Here is a 16579-nt window from a genome sequence, read left to right on the forward strand (position 1 = left end):
ATCCCTTCAGGCTCGACCAGCGTCGGGCTTGAGCCACCGCCAGCTTTGCGCCATGATGTCCAGCCCGGCTGACCGCCGGTTTTACTGGACAGTCAATTTCAAGGATCCCCCATGTTTGAACACGTCGATGCCTATGCTGGCGACCCCATCCTGACGCTAGTCGAGACCTTCCACAAAGACACCCGCGAGCAGAAGGTGAACCTGGGGATCGGCCTCTATTACGACGAGCAGGGGCGTATTCCGCTGCTGCCGTCGGTGCAGCAAGCCGAAGCCCAGCGCGCCGCCGCCCCGGCGCCGCGCCCCTACCAGCCGATGGAAGGCGCCGCCAACTACCGCACCGCGGTGCAACACCTGCTGTTTGGTGCCAACCATGAAGCGGTCAAGGCGGGACGTATCGCCACTATCCAGACCATCGGTGGCTCCGGCGCGCTGAAGATCGGGGCCGATCTGCTCAAGCGCTACTTCCCGACCTCCGAGGTGTGGGTCAGCAATCCGACCTGGGACAACCACAAAGCGATGTTCGAGGGAGCCGGCATCAAGGTGCATGACTACCCCTACTACGATGCGGCCACCGGCGGCGTGCAGTTCGATGCGATGATCGACTGCCTGAGCACCCTGCCGGCCAAGAGCATCGTGCTGCTGCACCCCTGCTGCCACAACCCGACCGGGGTGGATCTCTCCCGCGCCCAGTGGGATCGGGTGATCGCGCTGGTGGTCGAGAACAACCTGATCCCCTTTATGGACATCGCCTATCAGGGCTTCGGCGACGGGCTGGAAGAGGATGCCTACGCCATTCGCGCCATGGTGGCCGCCGGTGTCAGCTTCTTCGTCAGCAACTCGTTTTCCAAGAACCTCTCCTTCTACGGCGAGCGCTGCGGCGGTCTGTCGGTCATCTGTCAGGATGCCGAAGAGGCAAGCCGGGTGCTGGGCCAGATGAAGGCCACCGTGCGTCGCAACTACTCAAGCCCGCCCACCCACGGCGGCCAGATCACCGCGGCGGTGATGAGCCAGCCGGAGCTGCACGCCCTGTGGGTCGGCGAGGTGACCGAGATGCGCACCCGCATCAAGGCCATGCGCCAGAAGTTGTTCGAGGTGCTGAGCGCCAAGGTGCCGGGCCGCGATTTCAGCTACTTCATCAACCAGCGCGGCATGTTCAGCTACACCGGCTTCACCCCGGAGCAGGTAGATCGCCTGCGCGAAGAGTTCGCCGTCTATCTGGTGCGCTCCGGTCGCATGTGCGTGGCGGGCCTCAACAGCCGCAACGTCGACTATGTGGCTGACGCCATGGCCGCGGTGCTCAAGGGCTAATCCGCACCAGCCCCGCTTTGGCGGGGCTTTTTTGTCTGTTGCGTTCGCAGTCACCTCTTGAGGAGTCTGCTCACCCTCCCCCTGCTGTGAGAGAATGCCAGCAGGTCACGCTGAATCTCCCTGATTCCAAGCCTGTTTATCTTCATCAATTTCAGGAGCCACTATGGATCTGATCGCTCTCTCTCGGCTGGGAGGTCGCCATCTGGTCACCCTGCATCTGCTGCTCGACAACCAGAGCGTCACCCGCACCGCCGAGCAGCTCTGCACCACGCCTTCCACCGTCAGCAAGACCCTCAACCAGCTGCGGGATCTGCTGGGGGATCAACTGCTCTACCGTCAGGGAAACCAGCTGCTGCTCACCCCCATGTCCGAGCGACTGGCTCCCACCCTGCATCGACTACTGGGGGAGCTGAACGGCCTCACTCGCCAGAATGCCTTCAACCCGCAGCAGTGGCAGGGCAGCTTGCGGCTGGGATTGCGCGAGAGCGTGATGACCTGGCCGGTGGGCCCCATTCTGGGTCAGCTGATGAAAGAGGTGCCGGGCATGGTGCCGGAGATCTGGAACAAGGATGAGCAGGGGCTGGAGGCGCTGGCAGCGGGCAAACTCGACTTCGTGATCCTGCCCCATGACCAGAGCCAGCCGTTGCCGCGCCAGCCCGGGCTGGTGTGGGAGACCCTGCGGGAAGAAAAACTGGTCTGCCTGCTGCGCAAAGACCATCCCGCGCTGGCCAAGCCCTGGGATCTCGATGCCTACCTTAGCTGGCGCCATATCGCCATCCGGGATCAGGAGCTGGCCAACCCCTTCTTCGAGCAGAGCCTGGCCCAGCAGCAGGTGCGTCGCCAGATTGGCGCCACCCTGCCCGATTTTGCCAGCGCGGCGGCCCTGCTGCCCCAGACCGACCTGATCCTCACCGCCATCGGTGGCTGGGCGGCCTGCATGGCCAGTCAGCCGGATCTGGTGATGCGTCCGGCACCGTTCGATTACGGCAAGGTGAGTCACAGCCTAGTCTGGTATGGACCGGCCGGTGATGGCTCGGCCCGTCACTGGTTCCGCCAGCGGATCCTGCAACTGGGTCGCGAATTGATTGAGCCCTGAGCCGGGCGACAACGAGTAGAGATTGATGTTTCACCGCGGCGAAACATCAAGGGCAATAAGGGATCAGGGACGTTTGGTATAGATGGGGCTGGGGAAGGAGGCGACGTTGCTGCCCAGCTCCGTGATGCGGGCAGCCCCCTGCTTTTTCACCTGATCGATGCGCAGCACCTGATGCATGGGAATAAGAGTCTGGCGCACATCGGCAAATTCGCTCTTGAGCTTCTCGTGACTGGGATCGACGATAAGTGCGGTATGGTTGTCCCAGACAAAGTCGGCAATCTCGATAAAACCGAACAGCTGGCCCTGATTGACTTCGCGCACATAGACTTCGTAGCGCTCGCTGTGGCAAATAAACTGAACCCGATATAACGCCTTGCTTTCACTCATGATTATCTGTCATTGAGGGGTAAGAAGATGGCCATTATTCTAGCCGCCGTTCTCGCCCCCTCCAATAGACAGAAATCACAGTTGCGGCCTTTCCATGCCGCACCTCACACCATGACGGTCACCGGATGACGCAGCCACTCAGCCCATCAAGGCAGGCAGTGAGACAGGCCCCAATCCCGCTGCACGCAAACGGCTGGCCAGCTGTTCCAGCTCGGTTTGGTGAGCCTCTGGCCATTGCGCCGCCTCCCCCCGCACCCCGTGGTGGCGAAAGCCGTTGAGGCGAATGGGCACAGGCCCAAGCTGCCGCAAGAAGGCGGCAAGATCCTCGTCCAGCTCACCACTTGCATCCAGAAAATCGCTCTTGCCCGGCACATGGAGCAGCCGCAGTTCGGTCAGCTTGCCGTGGCGTGCCAGCAGTTGCAGCGATGCCAGCACCCGCTCGCGACCATAGCCGGTCAGGGAGTGATGCACCGAGTCACGCCACCCCTTGAGATCGAGCATGGCGCCGTCGAGCATCGGCAATAGCCGCTGCCAGCCGGTTTCGGCCAGCGAGCCGTTGCTGTCGAGCAGGCAAGTGAGATGGACCAGATCCGGCGCAGCCTTGATGGCGGCAAACAGCGCAACCACAAAGGGGAGCCGGGTGGTCGCCTCGCCGCCGGAGACGGTAATCCCGCTCAGCAGTGGGCCGTAGCGACGCAGCAGGGCCAGCACATCGTCCACCGTCATGGTGGCAGTCTTGGGATTGGCACTGCGCGGGCAGACATCCAGACAGGCGTCGCAATCGGTACAGAGCGCCGCCTGCCATTGTATCTTGCCTTCGCTCAAGGTGAGGGCACCGCTTGGGCAGACCCCAAGGCAGTCGCCACAATCGTCGCATAACCCTATTGTGTGCGGGTTGTGGCAGCCGGGGCAGCGAAAGTTGCAACCCTGCAGAAACAGCACCAGCCGGTTGCCCGGCCCGTCGACACAGGAGAACGGCAGCACCCTGCTTACCAGGGCGCTGCGTGTTGGAAAGACATCGGCCATCGGTGCGAACTCAATACTCATCGATGGTCGATTCGTGGGCGACCACTCGCGGAGCCCGCTGACGAATGGCGGTCACTTCACTCGCCTCGGCGCCGAGACAGGTGGTCTGCAACCGCGATCCCTCTTCTGCGAAGCGGGCCACGTCGCTCTTGCGGATCATGTAGCCGGTCACCCGCACCAGATCGCTGTCGGCCACGTTGGCGGTGAACTCGCGCATACCGATAGCGAGCGCCCCTTTGCAGAGCTGCAACAGCGCCTGCGGGTTCTGGCGGATGGTGGGCTCCAGCGTCAGGATCTCGCTGATCCCCGAATGGTAATAAGTGTGGTGCGGTGCCAGCGCCAGCACATGACTGGCGGGATCCGGCTCATGCCCGTAGGGAATGCGCACCCCCGGGGTAGCAGCCACATCGATGCTGAGGCCACCTTGCGAATGCAACAAAGCGCGGCCACCCCAGGCATGGGTCTGCGGGGTCGTGGTCACATAGGCGGAGAGCTGGGCCGAGATGCGATAGCCAAGCTGGTTCGCCTCCTCGCCGTGGCCGTAGCGATCCGGCAGATTCTCTTTATCCATCAGGATATTGACCGCTTCCGCCATGCCGTAGATACCAAACATGGGGACGAAACGATCCTCATCCAGCAGCCCCTCTTTCACCAGGAAGCTGTTGAAGAAGCCGGACTCCTGATGCAAGAAAGCGGCCCGCGCTTCGATCAACTGGGAGGCCAAGCGGCAGTAGTGGGGCAGCAGGCAGCCGAGGAAGTCGTCGATCCCCTGACACTGCTCGGCGACCCGCTTGAGGGAGATGCGCACCAGGGTATTGGCACCACCCGCTTGCGGCAGGGCGTTGTAGCAGCTGACGATGCCAAAACCACGAGTGTCGAAGGTGTCGCGGTGGATCGGGTAGTTGGCGATGTGCGGCTTGCTGCACTCGGCGATGTTCTTCACCGCCTGCAGCAGCAGGCTGTCCGGGGTCTGCTCCGGATCGTGGAAGAAGGTAAGGTTCGGCGCCACCTGCTTGAGCTCGTTGTCGATGCGCAGGATCAGGCGGCAGATGCGGTTGTCATCCGGCCCGATGTTGACGTGCATGAAGGCGTCCGGCAGCACCCGATCCAGATAGACCCAGAACCCCTTCAGCTTGCGATAGAGGGTCTCGTCATCCAGTTCGCCGACAAACGGCAACAGCAGATGGTCGAGCCGCCCCAGCCAGACCGGCATGCCGGTGACTGAGGGGACATGGTGATAGAGGATGCGCAGGGCATTGAGCGCCTCGTCGAAATCCTGCGGCGCCGCCAACTCCAGCCAGGCAGAGCCCTGAGTCAGGAATTTTTCATAGTCCGGCAGCACATAACGCGGCTTGTAGGGGGCATGCCCTTCGAACATGTCGCAGATAAATCCCTGCTCCATCGCCTCGGCGACTGCGGCAGGCAGGTCGGGGTAGGGCAACGCATTCTCGGCGGCCAGCGCCAGCGCGTGGCTCTTCTGGGCAGCGGAGAGATGGGGGTCGCGCACGATGCGCTGACAGGTTTCGATCAAAGACATGGGACACTCCTCCACGGATAGAACCCATATCCTCACCATTTGCAGGCTTTTTTTGAAGTGACATTCATGACATGACGGATGTCGAATAATGACATCCATTACACAAGATCACGGCTCGCGCTTCACCAAGGTAAGAGCTCGGCTATGCCTCCCAGCCAGCGCAGCAGAAAGAAGCTCCCCATTCCGCCTACCACCACAACCAGAGTCGGCAGCCGCAACAGGGTCAAGAGCATCACCCACAGGGTGGCAGTCAGGTAGTCAGGATCCCAGTCAAGACCTATCCCCGGCTCGTAGCTAAAGACGATGGGCAACCAGATTGCAGTCAGCACCGACTGGGCAGAAAAGCCGAGAAACGCCCCCATCTCGGCACCCGGCTGATATCGGGTCAACCGAGAAAAGAAGGCGAAGCGGTTGAAAAAGGTGATCAGGGCCAGCAGGCCAATCATCAGCCAGCTCACGCTACCTCCTCATCCGGTGCAGCACATAGCCCACCACCATGCCAGCCAGAGCAGAGACGATGATGTGGATCTCCGCCAGCAGCGGCTTGGTAAGCAACGCTGTGCCGCCGCTCACCAGAGTGGCCGCCACCATGGGCAAGTTTTTCATGACGGGAATGGTCATGGCGATGAAGGTGGCCGCGATGGCAAAATCCAGCCCCATGCTGTCCAGTCCATCGATGTACTGGCCGGCCGCGATGCCGACCAGGGTCGCCAGATTCCAGAACAGATAGAAGACGAATCCCGCGATGAGCGCGTAGGCCGGATCAAAGTGGCCGCTGCGCTCCCGGTCTTTCAGCGCCACAGCGAACATCTCATCAGTCAGGAAAAAAGCAAGGCTGGCACGCCAGCGCAGGGAGAGCGGCAATACGTCACGGCGGAAGGTGAAGCCGTATAGCAGATGCTGGGAAGTGATCACCATGGTGGAGCCCATGATGGGCAGCAGGGGCGTGCCCGCCCCGAACAGGGTCGTGGCCGAGAGCTGGGCGGCTCCGGCGTAGACCAGCAACGACATCAGCTGAGCCTGAAGCGGACTCAGCCCTGCCTGCAACGCCAAAGCGCCACACAGGATCCCCCAGGGGATCACCGAAATGGAGAGCGGGAGCATATCCAGTGTGGCACGCCACCAGAGCATCCCCGTTCGCTCGGGCACGCTCGTTACTGACATCATGTGATCTTCCTTGTCACAGCCAAAGCGAGCCGAAAAAACTAGCACGGGACAGCAAGCGCTGTCACGTCATCACTGGCGGGAAATAAAACGCCCGCGGAGTCGCGGGCGTGCACAAGGGGATCAGGGCTCGATGACGATGGGCGTACCTGGGTCAACGGCGTCCCACACCTCATCCAGCTCGTGGTTGAGCATGGCGATGCAGCCGTTGGTCCAGTTGGAAGGCTGAACCCTGCGGTTGCCAATGCTGTTGCGCTGGCCGTGGATCATGATCATGCCACCCGGACGAACACCCAGCTCATTGGCGCGCTTGATGTCATCCAGGTTCGGATAGTTGATATGGATGGCTTTGTAGTAGCCGGAATTGGTCTTCTTGTAGTCGAGGGTGTAGCGTCCTTCCGGAGTACGCTGATCCCCTTCCTGCTGCTTGTGCCCCTTGGGCGCCGGGCCCAGAGCAATCCAGTAGCGCTTCAGTTCTTTGCCATCCTTCATCAGGGTCAGGCTATAGGTCGACTTCTTGACCACCACCAAATCGGCTTTTTCGGTAAAGGCAAAACTCAATGCGGGCCAAAGCCCCAACAAACACAGTAATACGGCTCTCATTCCATCCCTCGACAAGCCTCTGGTGCGGGCTTTTCTTGTTACCAGATCATCTGAACGATGCCCGCCGAGCGGCGAGCGAGCGCCATGATATTGGATCGCCATCAATACTCAATATGCCCGGCAAAACATATCTTGCCGCAGCCAGGCCATCTTCCTTGAACGCCGTCATTTGACATTGGTAATTAATAGTTAAAACAACAAGATACCAAAAATTATCGCGCTGGCACCCGGGGCAATGATCGGCGAAGATAACACTCCACTCCCCGACAGGATCATGCCATGCGCTCTTCGTGCCGCCTCGCCACCCTGCTGTTCTCGCCACTCCTGCTCTGGCTGCCCGCCAGTGTCGCAGCCGATGCACTCTGGCTGCGCGAGCCCGCCCTCTCCCCCGATGGCAAGCGGCTTGCCTTCACCTGGCAGGGGCGCATTTTTGTTGCCAGTGCCGAGGGTGGCCCCGCTATGGCGCTCACCGGCAGCGACTACCTGAGCCAGCGGCCAATCTGGTCGCCGGATGGCAAACAGCTCGCCTTTGCCGCCAATCTCTACGGCAACGAGGATGTGTTCGTGGTACCCGCCAACGGCGGCGAGATGGTGCGCCTCACTCGCGATTCGCGCACCGATCTGCCGCAAGCCTTCAGCGCCGATGGCAAACGGCTGCTGCTGAGCAGCCAGCGCCTGGGGGCGCCCGATGCCGACCATTTTGTCGCGGAAGGCTACCAATGGGGCGAGCTCTACTGGACCCCGATCACCGGCGGCACCTTGCAGGCCGATCTGCCGCTGCCTGCGACCCTCGCCCGCCCCCACGGGGAGCTGCTCGCCTATCAGATGCCCGCGGCGGATCAACCCTTTCGCAAGCATCAGCACTCGTTCGCGGTGCCCCGTCTCTGGTTGTTTGATGGCAAGCAGCACAAGCAGCTGACCGAAGATCGGGTGGCGGCCACCGATCCGGTCTGGAGCGACAAGGGGGACAGCCTCTTTTACCTGAGCGAGCGCAGCGGCGATTTCAACGTCTGGCGCCGGGATCTCGCCAGCGGCAAGGAGCAACAGCTGACCCACTATCAGGGCCATCCGGTGCGGGGGCTTAGCGCCTCTCGCAATGGCGATCTGGTCTGGTCATGGCTGGGTGAACTCTATCGCCTCGATGCCGGTAGCAGCGAGCCACGCAAGCTGACCCTCGCACCGCAAGTGGCGAGCACGCCGGATGAGGCGAGCGAGGCCCTGAGCCTGGCAGACGAAGCGCTGGTCAGCGAAGAGGCGGACGAGCTGATCCTGGTGAGCGAGGGCAACCTGTTTGCCGTCGACCCCGAGCGGGAGCGGGTGCGCCAGCTGACCCGCGATCCGAGCGAGCAGTCCAGCCCCCTCTTCGCCGAGCAGGGACGCGCCCTCATCTATCTATCGGAGCAGCAGGGGCACGCCGCCCTCTATCGCCTGCGCAAGGGAGATCCGGATCTGCTGTTCAGCGATCCCGGCACTCTGACCGAGAGTCTGCTGCTGGCCATACCCGGCAAGGGGATCAGCCATCCGGTGCTCTCCCCCGACGGCAAGCAGCTCGCCTTCGTGGTGGATGGCCAGGCCATCCACCTGCTGGATCTGGCGAGCAACAAGCAGCGGGAGCTGGTGCCTGCCAGCTTCAACCCGTCGCGCCACGAGGTGCATCTCGCCTTCGCCCCCGACTCACGCCATCTGGCGCTCACCTTCCGCCCCGATGCGGCAGAGCAGGAGATCGCGGTGATCGATACGGCCAACCTCAAGGCCAAACCGGTCAATGTCAGCCTCAACGGCTATCAGGATGGGCAACCGGGCTGGAGTCAGGATGGCGCCATCCTCTACTGGCAATCGACCCGATTTGGCGCACTGGGGCCCGATGGCGAACCCCTCGTCACCAACCTGCTCGGCATTTACAGCAGCCGCGCCGCCAGAGCCGATGCGATTGCCGAACTGGAGCCGCCGAAAGGGGGATACGGCTTTGAGAGCGATCGTCTCAACCATCGGGAAGCGCTGCTGCTGCAACCCGCCGGCACCCTGCTCGCCAGCCGCATCATCGGCGACCAGCTGATCTATCTGGTGGAGGAGATGGGGGTCAACAGCGAGAGCGAGATCAAGGGCTACAGCCAGGATCTGCGCAAGGGCAAAACCAGCGAACTGTTTGGCGAACAGGCCGGCCCCGCGCTGGCAAACCTCAACCAGCAGGGCACCCTGGCTACCCTGGTGCGGGATGGGGAGATCACCCGGATCCACCTCGACTCCGGCGAGGCCACCAGCGCCCCCTTCGCCTTGCAACCCACCAGCCGCTGGCAGGAACGCATGACCGCCGCCTTCGATCAGATCGCCCGGCTCACCCGGGACGAGTTCTATCTGGACGACATGAACGGGGTGAACTGGGATAGCTATGTCGCCGCTTACCGCCGCCTGCTGCCGGGCATCGGCAACCCGCGGGACTTTGGCAACCTGCTGGCGGAGCTGGCTGGCGAGCTCAATGTCTCCCACACCTGGGGCAGCGGCCCCGCCCCCTTCCCGCGCATGGCGGACGAGACAGCCAGCCTTGGCGGCTACTGGCAGGATGGCGAGCAAGAGGTGATGCTCACCGCCCTGCTCTCTGGCGGCCCGCTGGATCAGGAGAGCGATATCGCCCCGGGCGCCCGCCTGCTCGCCATCAACGGCGTCCCGATTGCCAATCTGGCCGAGCTGGATCGAGCCCTCAACCATCAGGCTGGCGCCCGGCTTGCCCTCACCTTCCAGCAGGAGGGCAACAAGCAAACTGACGAGGTGGTGCTCACCGCCATCGACAAACAGCAGGAGTACCAGTTGCAACAGGATCGCTGGATTGAGAAACGGCGGGAGCTGGTGGCCAGACTGAGCGGAGGACGGGTCGGCTACGTCTATCTGCCGGCAATGAATAGCGAGGTCTACGATGCGGTGGTGGCGGATGCCCTCGGCAGGCAGCGCAATCGCGAGGCGCTGATCGTCGATGTCCGCTTCAACAGCGGCGGCTATCTCGCCAATACCCTGGTGGAGTTTCTGACCGGCAGCGGCAGCACCAAGGGGATGGCCAGCAGCTGGCCCCGTCAGGGCAAGGGGGAAACCGACGCCGCCACTCGCCAGTGGACCAAGCCCTCGGTGGTGCTGGTCAACGCTGGCAGCTACTCGGAAGGCTCCGCCTTCCCCGAGTATTACCGCGCCCTCAAGGTCGGCCCCATCGTCGGCGATCCGGTGCCCGGCACCGGCACCATGGTCTACAGCCACGACTCCAGGCTGATCCCGGGCCTCTCCTACGGCATTCCGACCCTGGGGCTGCGCAAACCGGACGGCACCTTCTACGAGAATCAGGAGCTAATCCCGGATCTGCAGGTGCCCCTCATCCCCGCCGACATGGTGGCCGGACGGGATCCGCAACTGGAAGCCGCAGTACAGGCCGCCCTCAAGCAGTTGCCAGCCAGCACCAAATAACTGCGCTCAACGAAAGCGAAACAGCTCGCGATGCAGATGCCCGTCCGGCAAGAACCGGGTCAGGGCATCTGCCATCCCCTTCGGCCCGCAAAACCACACCTGCTCGGGCGCATCCTGCGCGATGCGAGCCAGATCCAGCCGCCCGGCCGCCTTGTCCAGATGCAGCTGATAACGCACACCGGTGCGATGACAGAGCTCGGCCAACCGCCGGTGGTAAACAGCCCCCGCCAGATCCGGCGCGCACTGGATCAGGGTGATCCCCTCGCTGCGCTCGCCACGGGCAGCCAACCCCTCCAACCAGGCCACAAACGGCGTGATACCGATCCCAGCCCCCAGCCAGAGGGCTCTACCTCCCCCTTGCGCGGCGACAAAGGCGCCATAGGGCCCGGTCACCACCACCTCATCCCCGACACGTGCCTCTGCCACCAGCTGACGGGTATGATCCCCGAGCGCCCGCACCGCGATCACCAGCTGGCGCCGATCCGCCGACACTCGCACCAGGGTAAAGGGGTGCGGCCCCTCCTTGGCGTCAAACTCGAAGAAGGCAAACTGACCCGGGCGGTAATGGGCGAGCGGCCTCTCCAGCTGCATGGTCAGCTCGCAGGTCTGATCCGCCAGCGCCCGCACCGCAATGACACGGCCGGGATGGCGATCCCGCGCCCCCACTTGTCCCAGCAGGGAGTAGAGGGCCCCGATAGCACCGATCCCGCAGATCAACCAGATCGATACCCCAACAGGCGTCATGGATCCCACCTGAGGCAGCAGGCAGAGCCCGTGCCCCCACCCCGCCAGATAGATGAGCGGCGCCAGCCGGTGGATCAGCCGAAAACGACCATAACTCACCAGCGCCAGCAAGCTCACTACCACCAACGCGATCAGTAGATAGAAACTCCACTCACCCAGGGTATTGCCAAGGGCATGGAGCGAGATGCCATTGCCTGCTCCTGCACCAGCTGCGGCCGCGCTGGCCCCACGCCGCGCGGGACGGCTCAGCCAACCCGCCGAGACCGCCCACTTGGGCACCTCCACCACCAGCCAGTGGGCGGTCAGCGCCAATGCGCCACCGATGGCCGTCTGGCGGTGCCATCGCAACATCCGGTCCAGACCGCCACACCACACCTCCAGCTGCGGCAGGCGCAACGCCAGCAACAGCGAAATGGCCATATAGGTCATCCCCAGTAGGCCGGTAAGTAACAACATCTCATGGCGCCAGGGCCACACCCCGTTGGCATCCCCCGCATACCCGAGCCACCAGACCCCGACCGCCAGCAGTGGCAACAGCCACCAAACCCGTTTACCCGTCATAACATGCTCCCTGGTTCCATCGCTGCAGGGCCTCATCTCCCTGCTGATGGCACCATTGCACACCCGCCCGGTCACAAGACTTTGCCAGAGGGGGAAGCTTGTGTGGCAATGTGTGACAAACGGAAACAAAAGAGGGGCCGACTGGCCCCTCATGATCACCCTTGTTGGCTCGCCCCTTTTCACAGGAGATGGCGCACAATTCGCCTCCGCTGTGATTGACGACCCGCCGTAAAAAGGAATCAAATGGGGACATTACATATCTGCGGCGGAAAACCTGCAGCCCACTCTTCTGGACAAGGAGATCCCCCTTGCTTTCATCCACCGAACAACGCGTCTGCCCGAGTTGTCAGCGCGAGACCAACCATGTCGTGGTGCTGGTCGACAAATCCTTTGGCAAACAGCCGACACCGGAGCAAAAACGCACAGCATTTATCAAAGACTTCATTACCGGCTGGGCCGCCGGCCCCTTTCTGGCCAACATGGATCGCTTTGAACGCCACGTCATCTGTGAAAATTGTGGAAAAAAGGTCATCGATGAGTAGTAAACAATGAGCAAAAAGAATGGCAGGAAGGTTTCCCCGCCTGCCAATTGCCTATTCATAACAAGCTTGCCTTCATCACATAACTTACTGCACGCAGCTCAGCTCCTCTCTGACATCCCCCGCAAAGTAGCGTCGGGCAATCCACGCCTCGAAATCGGCCAGCATGCGGGTTTCCGACTCGCTGTTGTCGGCGATAAGCTCGGCGCCATGTACCACCCGGATATGGGCATCGAGCGGGGACCCCTCACCCGTAGCCGGACGCTGCTGGGCGGCGGCCATGCAGGCCTGCGCCTGTTGCCACGCCTCGGCGGCGCTCAGGTTGCATGCCTCGGCCAGCGGCACCGCGCTGAATCCCTCGCCGGTAAGGCTGCGCAGGGTCTCATCGTGACTCATGCCGTTGCCCGGCCCCCAGTAGTGAGCGGCCAGATCCGGCCCGATGCTCGGGTTGTCGGTGAGGTAGCCATCACGTTTCAGGAAAAAGGCGCGGGTCTGCTCCACCGCCATCAGCGCCAGCAGGTAGCCGTGATAGGCGCAGGCCGACTCCTGATTAAGGAGGTGCGGAATGGCCAGCAACGGGCGCGGGCTCTCGACCCCGAGGATCTTGCGCTCCCACTTGCGGGCCAGTGCCAGCACCGCCTCGGGAGTGCGTTCAGCCTCATCCATGGCGTAGAGATCCCGCTCGAAGTAGGCCACCAGCGCGATCTGGCGTTCGTTAAAAGCGCGAAACGGCTGACGTGCTTCGATCATCTCCTTGATAAGCGCATCGGGGATCGCCTCTCCTGCCGCGTTTCTGGCGTAGCATTTGAGCCAGTCGGCATCGTCCAGCAGGCTGTCGCAGAACATCGACTGGGTCTCGGCATAAGCCATAGAGGTGGGCGGGAACTCCTGTGAGAAGCAGGGGGCGTTGCCGGTGACATTGGCAAAGTGCGCGGCGTGGCCACCCTCGTGGAACAGGGTATTGAGGCCACTCCAGCCGCTGCCCACCTGCGCCGGATCGGCCAGGCTGGTGAAGTTGACCACCGCTGGTATCCACTCTCCCTGTTGGAAGAAGCTCGGTACCGGGCCGTGGCAGAAGCCGTTCTCATACTTCCCCTCCCGGGCCAGCAAGTCCAGGGTGAGGGTCGCACCGCGATACTGGATGCCGAGCCGGCGGAAGCTCTCGACCCAGTCCCGCAGCGCCCGCGAGAAGGGCACATAGGGGTCGAGCTGGCGGGTCACGTCGCCACTGACGAAGTAACGCAGGTTGTGGGGCAACAGGGCCGCCTCCCCTTTGGCCGCTTTCAGTTCGACCAGACTCTGCTGCAGCCGGGCGTCGGTACGGGCGATGAAGTCATCAAGGATGGCGAACAGCTGATCCGGGCTCATCTGTTCGTTCTTGCGCACCTTGTAGGCGAAGTAGTCGCGATAGCCCATGGCGCGCGCAAAGCGGTTGCGCAGCGCCACCACCTCGAGAAAGCCGTTGCCGACCACCCACTGCTCCAGGGTGTGGAACATGGCGATGGCGCTTTGGCGCACCGCCACGTTCGGGCTGGCAGCAAGGGAGGTGCTGGCGGCGGGCAGGCTGCCAGCCACCTGCTGGCCCTGCTCATCCAGCAGGGTCAGTTTCAGCCCTTTGCGGCGGGCAAACAGATCCGCCTCGGCAGCCACCAGCTCATCCATCAGGGCGGCGGCAGCGGGATCCTCGATGACGTTGCACTCGAAGAAGGCGATCCAGCCCGCCAGACCCCGTTTTAACTCCTCATTTTCGGCAAGGGCGTGCATCTTGCGCAGTTCCGGCAACCGCTCCGGATTGGCGCAAAAGGCCTTGTAGGCCTGCTCGGCTGCGGTAAACCCGGCCTGATCGTCGCTGGTGCCCATATAGGTGGCCCAGAAGAGATCCTCCTTGCGTCTGTGAACCTGCAGATAGTCGCGATTGAGCTGGTTGAAGTAATTCCTGGCAATGGAACTCATAAATTCCCTCTTGTTATGGGGTCACCCGCAGCGGGGCCCACTCCTTTTTTTAGTGAAATGCCAAATGATTCACACTCTTTGGCAAAAATTGCGCAGGGATGCGCATCAACACGCTACCAAAAAGTGGGGGTTGCTGTCTGCTGACTATACTGATGTTAAAACGCTCATTTGAGAAAGGTCGGCAAGAGACTGAAAGTAAATGAGTTGTTAACTCTTACGAACTGGCTGCCGCGGTACAGAGCCACATAAAATCAACAGGGAAATGAGGGTTTAGTCATGTTCAAGCTCGGTGATATTACCGTGAGCCGCAAATTGATTTTGCTGCTCGCACTGGCGTTTGTCGGTTTTGTCTCGCTGCTGCTTATCTCGGCCAACGCACTCCAGCGCAATCTGATGAGCGAGCGAGAGGCGCGGCTCAATGCGGTACTGGGGCAGGCCATGAGCCAGATCCAGTTTCTGGCCAGCACCCTGCCAGCAGAGCAGGCCCAGCAGGAAGCGCGCAAGCTGCTGACCAACACCCGCTTTGATGGCAACAACTACCTGTTCGTCATCGACGAGAACCGCACCATGGTGGTTCACCCCATCCGTCCCGAACTGGTCGGCCAGAAGATGGGTGAAGGAGGTGCCGCCACCGCCGGGCAGTTCTGGTATCAGATGGTGGATATCGCCAAAGGGGGCAAACAGGGCACTCTGCAATATGTCTGGGTCGGCCCGTCGGGTGAGACCGCCGACAAGCTATCCATGGTCTCCGGCTATCAGCCCTGGGGCTGGATCCTCGGTTCCGGCATGCTGCTGCAGGATATTCAGCAGACCATCTGGGCCCAGTACATGAAGATGGGTACCGCCACCGCCATCGTGATCCTGCTGATGGGGCTGCTGGGCTGGCGCATCACCCACTCCATCGTCTCCCCCCTCAGCCAGATCAACCACGCCATGCAGCGGGTCGCCAAGGGGGATCTGGTGGTGAGCATCCCGGTACAGGGCAAGGATGAGCTGGGAGTGGTCGCCCGCTGCACCAACCAGAGTCTCGATGCCATCCGTCACGCCCTGCTGGAGGCCAGCCAGGGGGCCCGCAACGTGGCGGATGCAGCCCTGCGCATCGCCGCCTCTGCAGAGCAGACCAATCAGGCAGTCACCAGCCAACGGGATCAGCTGGCCCAGCTCGCTACCGCCATGAACGAGATGAGCGCCACCATCTCCGATGTGGCCGGGCACGCCGAAAATACCGCGCGGGATACCCAGGAAGCGACCGGTGAAGCGGGTCTCGGCAACCGTGACGTTCATGCCAGCGTGCACGGTATCAAGGCGCTGGCCACCGAGGTGGAGCAGGCCACCCAGCAGGTCAACCAGCTCAAAGAGGGGGTGATGCAGATCAGCGAAGTGACCGCCGTCATCAGCGCCATTTCGGAGCAGACCAACCTGCTGGCCCTCAACGCCGCCATCGAAGCTGCCCGTGCCGGTGAGCAGGGCCGCGGTTTTGCCGTGGTAGCCGACGAGGTGCGCCAACTGGCCAGCCGGACTCGCCAATCCACCGAGGAGATCCAGAGCACCATTGCCCAGTTGCAGCAACGGGCTGTCACCGCCGCCAACGCCATGGATACCAGCCGCAAACTGGCGGAGAGCAGCGTCAACCAATCCCAGCAGGCGGGGCAGGATCTCACCCTGATCGTCAACCACATCCAGCATGTGAGCGACATGGCGACCCAGATCGCTACCGCCGCCGAGCAACAGAGCATGGTGGCCGAGGATATGAACCGCAACGTAAGCGGCATCAATGACTCGGCGCTGGAGATGTCCCAGTCCGCCTCGCAACTGGCGCAGGAGAGCGAGTTGCTGGCCGGTCTCTCCCGCAGTCTGGATGAGCGGCTTGCGGTATTCAAACTGGGCAAGGAGTCGGCCGCGGCGCCGATGATGACGCCCCAATCTCCCCCCTCCGGCGAGCAGCATGCCCGCCATTGATAGCGTCAATCTGTGTCGCCTTGTCATCCGACCTGCCAGCTCAGCTGGCAGGTTTTTTACGCCGCAAAACACGCAGCGAGCATGCATCTTATTGGCATATTCAACGGCATTCGACGCCATTCACAAATAGGAGAACAATTTAAAAACAGCCAGTTAGAATGATTTACGCGCCATTGAATGATGCATTTAAACATTCAACTTCAAATAACGAATCAATGCAGTGCACAATGCTGATGGCCGAACATTTGGCCCATC

At 62.1% G+C, this 16579-nt stretch carries 13 protein-coding genes; 5 read left to right on the forward strand and 8 right to left on the reverse strand.

Features of this window, described 5'->3' with window-relative positions:
• Positions 1-111: 111 nt before the first annotated feature.
• Both ACTG2U_RS10345 and ACTG2U_RS10350 read left to right on the forward strand, forming a co-directional pair.
• Positions 112-1308: an amino acid aminotransferase gene (locus ACTG2U_RS10345; RefSeq protein ID WP_439974441.1), complete on the forward strand. Its 1197-nt coding sequence runs from the start codon at positions 112-114 to the stop codon at positions 1306-1308.
• 163 nt (positions 1309-1471) lie between these two features.
• Positions 1472-2404, forward strand: a complete 933-nt coding sequence (locus ACTG2U_RS10350) for a LysR family transcriptional regulator (RefSeq protein ID WP_439974442.1) — start codon at positions 1472-1474, stop codon at positions 2402-2404.
• 63 nt (positions 2405-2467) lie between these two features.
• Here ACTG2U_RS10350 and ACTG2U_RS10355 read toward each other — a convergent pair whose 3' ends face one another.
• The 6 genes from ACTG2U_RS10355 to ACTG2U_RS10380 all read right to left on the reverse strand — a co-directional run bounded on the left by ACTG2U_RS10355 (position 2468) and on the right by ACTG2U_RS10380 (position 7121).
• Positions 2468-2791, reverse strand: coding sequence for a DUF1820 family protein (locus ACTG2U_RS10355; RefSeq protein WP_115521965.1), 324 nt, complete (start codon positions 2789-2791; stop codon positions 2468-2470).
• A gap of 138 nt (positions 2792-2929) precedes the next feature.
• On the reverse strand, positions 2930-3817 hold the full coding sequence (locus ACTG2U_RS10360) for a YjjW family glycine radical enzyme activase (protein WP_439975119.1): 888 nt from the start codon (positions 3815-3817) through the stop codon (positions 2930-2932).
• 10 nt (positions 3818-3827) lie between these two features.
• Entirely contained in the window at positions 3828-5354 is a 1527-nt protein-coding gene (locus tag ACTG2U_RS10365; RefSeq protein ID WP_439974443.1) for a YjjI family glycine radical enzyme, read from the reverse strand.
• A 122-nt stretch (positions 5355-5476) separates the two neighbouring features.
• Positions 5477-5812, reverse strand: coding sequence for an AzlD domain-containing protein (locus ACTG2U_RS10370; protein WP_227095759.1), 336 nt, complete (start codon positions 5810-5812; stop codon positions 5477-5479).
• Position 5813: 1 nt separating this feature from the next.
• Positions 5814-6521, reverse strand: a complete 708-nt coding sequence (locus tag ACTG2U_RS10375; RefSeq protein WP_439974444.1) for an AzlC family ABC transporter permease — start codon at positions 6519-6521, stop codon at positions 5814-5816.
• 120 nt (positions 6522-6641) lie between these two features.
• Positions 6642-7121, reverse strand: a complete 480-nt coding sequence (locus ACTG2U_RS10380; RefSeq protein WP_047434434.1) for a L,D-transpeptidase family protein — start codon at positions 7119-7121, stop codon at positions 6642-6644.
• Between the two features lie 279 nt (positions 7122-7400).
• Between ACTG2U_RS10380 and ACTG2U_RS10385 the strand changes: the two genes are divergently transcribed.
• On the forward strand, positions 7401-10568 hold the full coding sequence (locus ACTG2U_RS10385) for a S41 family peptidase (RefSeq protein ID WP_439974445.1): 3168 nt from the start codon (positions 7401-7403) through the stop codon (positions 10566-10568).
• A 6-nt stretch (positions 10569-10574) separates the two neighbouring features.
• Here ACTG2U_RS10385 and ACTG2U_RS10390 read toward each other — a convergent pair whose 3' ends face one another.
• Positions 10575-11873, reverse strand: a complete 1299-nt coding sequence (locus ACTG2U_RS10390; RefSeq protein ID WP_439974447.1) for a ferredoxin reductase family protein — start codon at positions 11871-11873, stop codon at positions 10575-10577.
• Positions 11874-12181: 308 nt separating this feature from the next.
• Between ACTG2U_RS10390 and ACTG2U_RS10395 the strand changes: the two genes are divergently transcribed.
• Positions 12182-12415 (forward strand): hypothetical protein, encoded by a 234-nt coding sequence (locus tag ACTG2U_RS10395; RefSeq protein ID WP_439974448.1) that lies wholly within the window; start codon positions 12182-12184, stop codon positions 12413-12415.
• 84 nt (positions 12416-12499) lie between these two features.
• On the opposite strand, the gene ACTG2U_RS10400 is transcribed toward ACTG2U_RS10395, so the two are convergent.
• Entirely contained in the window at positions 12500-14365 is a 1866-nt protein-coding gene (locus ACTG2U_RS10400) for a M3 family metallopeptidase (RefSeq protein ID WP_335812273.1), read from the reverse strand.
• 276 nt (positions 14366-14641) lie between these two features.
• On the opposite strand from ACTG2U_RS10400, the gene ACTG2U_RS10405 reads away from it, so the two are divergent.
• Positions 14642-16324, forward strand: a complete 1683-nt coding sequence (locus ACTG2U_RS10405) for a methyl-accepting chemotaxis protein (RefSeq protein WP_439974449.1) — start codon at positions 14642-14644, stop codon at positions 16322-16324.
• Positions 16325-16579 lie beyond the last annotated feature (255 nt).

It is taken from the genome of Aeromonas sp. 95A (genome assembly GCF_051919235.1).
Taxonomy (GTDB): domain Bacteria; phylum Pseudomonadota; class Gammaproteobacteria; order Enterobacterales; family Aeromonadaceae; genus Aeromonas; species Aeromonas veronii.

What these genes read in the sequence shown, in the direction of transcription:
- ACTG2U_RS10345 (WP_439974441.1), top strand. Translation starts at nt 112, where the DNA reads ATGTTTGAACACGTCGATGCCTATGCTGGCGACCCCATCCTGACGCTA.
- ACTG2U_RS10350 (WP_439974442.1), top strand. Translation starts at nt 1,472, where the DNA reads ATGGATCTGATCGCTCTCTCTCGGCTGGGAGGTCGCCATCTGGTCACC.
- ACTG2U_RS10355 (WP_115521965.1), bottom strand. Translation starts at nt 2,791, where the DNA reads ATGAGTGAAAGCAAGGCGTTATATCGGGTTCAGTTTATTTGCCACAGC.
- ACTG2U_RS10360 (WP_439975119.1), bottom strand. Translation starts at nt 3,817, where the DNA reads ATGGCCGATGTCTTTCCAACACGCAGCGCCCTGGTAAGCAGGGTGCTG.
- ACTG2U_RS10365 (WP_439974443.1), bottom strand. Translation starts at nt 5,354, where the DNA reads ATGTCTTTGATCGAAACCTGTCAGCGCATCGTGCGCGACCCCCATCTC.
- ACTG2U_RS10375 (WP_439974444.1), bottom strand. Translation starts at nt 6,521, where the DNA reads ATGATGTCAGTAACGAGCGTGCCCGAGCGAACGGGGATGCTCTGGTGG.
- ACTG2U_RS10380 (WP_047434434.1), bottom strand. Translation starts at nt 7,121, where the DNA reads ATGAGAGCCGTATTACTGTGTTTGTTGGGGCTTTGGCCCGCATTGAGT.
- ACTG2U_RS10385 (WP_439974445.1), top strand. Translation starts at nt 7,401, where the DNA reads ATGCGCTCTTCGTGCCGCCTCGCCACCCTGCTGTTCTCGCCACTCCTG.
- ACTG2U_RS10390 (WP_439974447.1), bottom strand. Translation starts at nt 11,873, where the DNA reads ATGACGGGTAAACGGGTTTGGTGGCTGTTGCCACTGCTGGCGGTCGGG.
- ACTG2U_RS10400 (WP_335812273.1), bottom strand. Translation starts at nt 14,365, where the DNA reads ATGAGTTCCATTGCCAGGAATTACTTCAACCAGCTCAATCGCGACTAT.
- ACTG2U_RS10405 (WP_439974449.1), top strand. Translation starts at nt 14,642, where the DNA reads ATGTTCAAGCTCGGTGATATTACCGTGAGCCGCAAATTGATTTTGCTG.